The sequence below is a fragment of the bacterium endosymbiont of Bathymodiolus sp. 5 South genome, assembly GCF_900128535.1.
Classification (GTDB): domain Bacteria; phylum Pseudomonadota; class Gammaproteobacteria; order PS1; family Pseudothioglobaceae; genus Thiodubiliella.
Map to the genome: position 1 here is coordinate 1 of NZ_FQTR01000176.1, position 3,147 is coordinate 3,147.

Here is a 3,147-nt window from a genome sequence, read left to right on the forward strand (position 1 = left end):
GCACGCCTTATTAAAAAGTACACAAAAAACCCAGTCAAAAGACTGGGTTTTTTGTGTTACTAAGTACTTTAAGCAAATAACAAACCAGCACTTGAATGTTATATTCTTGGTGCTGGTTATGACTATTTATGCAAAGTGTTTATTAGATAGGTGGTTCTATAGTTCCAAAGATTCTTACTGCGTCAACTGCGTCGGGTGTCTCCCGATTACTAGTGCCAACCGTTATCTTTATGGTTTTAAACGGACCTTTTTTCCTTGCTATGGGGCCTAGCTTTATCTTTCTGTCGTTTACGAATCCCCGCAGATGGGAATTTTCAGGCTTGATATCATCATTATTTCCAGTCCCACGAAGCCTAACCTCATTGCCTTTCGAGTCAATCCCCCAGACATCTTGACCACCTTCTCTAGTGTTAAAAGTCTCACGAATAACAATATACTGAATATATATTGGTGTCCGATATGTAAGCGTGAGATTTGGTTTAGCGCCATAGTTCGTGCCGTTTATTGAAGTTGCTTTTGCTTCTATCCAGGAATTTGGGTCATTCAACTGCTGCCGATTGCCCAGCGTCGATTCTGGGTCATCAGTAAGCCGACCGGCTAAGGAGGTGTTGCTACTCGCGCTTGCGCTCTTAACCCATTGTGATACAAATGTTGGCCTTGTATGCAACCCAATACTGTGGCTCTTTGCAGCATTCTCATTAGCCTTAACACCGATCACAGAATCTGCAAGAACAGTGACTTTCAAGTCACCAGAATTCCTACCTTGTGCTGGGCGCACAACTAATGTCCAAAGAGTATTATCAGTATCAGCTCGAGTAAGGGTTGTACCTGCCTTGACTGTGCCATTGTCAATCTTCACATCTTTGATTGTAAAACCAAAAACAGGCTTGCTAAATTTAAAAGTAAAAGTAACGAATTTACCAGCCCTAACTTCGCCATTGGCATCAGCTTCAATTGTTAGTGTTGGGGCTGCAGTTGAATCATCAGCATGTATAGAACTAGATGCTTGAATACAACGAACAGGTATACCATCACCATCCTCAGCCTTATCCTTGTAGAAGTCCCCATTGCTGTTTTCACTGCTAATCGAAACTACCTGATTTCCAGCACCCCTCAGATAGATGCTGGACCCCCTAGTCCTGTCATCATTTGCGTGTCCGGCAGCCGGCAACGCCATCACACTAGACAATGCCTTTTGAGTCATATCTCCACCCTCACCAATCTCGGCAATAAGCACCTTGAAATCTTTCTCAGATGGTAGGATAAAGCCCGCTGGGCATACAGCATCACCAAGCTTGTAATAAGTTCCGTAAGACGCTTGTTTCTCAACATCAGTGTCAGTACTTGAGGCTACTCGTGTTGCACCTAAGTTTCTATCAAGCCAAACATTTTTTGTCCTAGAGAAAACGACCGTTTTGTACTCTGTTGTATTATTAGGAACATCAAAAGAATCTTTAGTGCCGGGCTTTGATTTAATACAACGAACGCTCATGCCATAAGCACGCTTAGTCTCTAAAAAGTCGCTACCATTAAAATAATAAGCTTGTGGTGAGTCCACTCCACTAACACTCGCAACAGTAGGGTCCAAAGTCCACAAGAAGACAAAAGCGTCACTCACAACTGCTGCATTTTCAGCATTGCGGTAGCCAGCAGTTGGCAAGTTAAGGAAGCTAACAGCAGTTTCTTTTTCTAATTCATCCTTAGTTGGCACACCGAAGCCTGCTGGGCAAATGTTGTCTCCGCCGTTCGTCCAAGCTTTTACTCTGCCTGAGCCATCCACATCTGCGTTTGTCCAATCAAAAGACGACGCTGTAACTGTAACAAATTTTCCTTCTGTTGAAGTGATGCCACCTTCTTTTGTTGCTGTTTTGTCTGAAGTCCTCGATTGATGACCATCATTCCTACGACCCCATTGGTATAAATATCCATAAGAACCAGTGTCAGTAGCGTCATTTGAATCGGCGCCTAAGTTTCTATCAAGCCAAATTCTGCCCGTGTTAGGTGAGGTGATCATGTTGTAAGATACGCCATTAAACCCTACTACTGGTTTCTGTGTTTGAATACAACGAACGGGAATGCTGTCGTCCTTAGAACGGAAGACGAAACTCCCACTGTTGGTGTTGACTTGCAAAACAGCATACTCGTCACTCGCCCCCTTAGTCTTAGTCTTAGTCCACAAGGCAACCTCACTGCCAACATGTTCAAAACTACCATTCTTCTTAAAACCAGCGGCTGGCAACTTAAGGAATCCAGTGAGGACTGTAGCAGTACTAACAGCCGTAGGAGTAGGTCCATTAAGGATGAGACCGACAGCTTTCTTGAGCTCTGCTTTAGTTGGCACACTAAAGCCTGTTGGGCAGATAGCCTTATCAAATGAGTAGTATTCTCCATAAGCATTACGGTTATCAACAGTACTTGCATCAGCAGTGCCTACATCAGCAGCTACTTTTGTTGCACCTATGTTTCTATCAAGCCAATTTCTGCCTGAGGGTCCGGTGACTATTTTATAAGACAGTCCTTTAAACTTTATTGAGTTTTCTCCTCTTTCAATCATTATTTTATTACTACGCTCAACCCAAGCAAGCGCGCCTAAGTCCATTTTGCGGCTGTCTTTAAAGGCTTTGTTGGCAATCGCAAAATTGGTGAATTTTTGCTTGTTGCCCAGTGGTAGTTTTACCGTGAGTTTGCCGTAACTTTTGGCGTCTATGGTATTGTTGTTTTCTTGACCGAACTCAAAGCTCACTGACGGGGTAAGCTCAATAGCCACACCCAAAATATTACCCCTAATGTTTGGACCTGTTTTAGCGTCCCAGTAATAATAAGTGCCTTTGATCTTTGCCCAAGGTAGATAAGGGGCTTGACCGCTGAGCTTGACATCATAACCTGACATACCTCTCTCTTTTACACTGTTGACTAATTTTTTGTCTGAAAACATATGGTATTTATTGATATTGGCACTAAAGTTAGCACGCTGATATTCTAAACCAAGGCTTAGGCGTTTGTGACTGGACTTGGTCTCATAGTCGGTAAAAAAGTTAATACCGGCGATTGCCATGTCGTCCTCTACCAATAGACGATGACCAATACCTAAGTTAATCGTAGCACGACGACCATTGCCGCTGTTGCCAGAAGCGATGCCTGCTTGGA

Annotated in this window: 1 protein-coding gene; it reads right to left on the bottom strand. The window is 43.4% G+C overall.

The features are described from left to right. Positions 1–142: 142 nt before the first annotated feature. On the bottom strand, positions 143–3,147 hold a 3,005-nt coding region (locus BBROOKSOX_RS09690; protein WP_139661473.1), incomplete at its 5' end, for an inverse autotransporter beta domain-containing protein.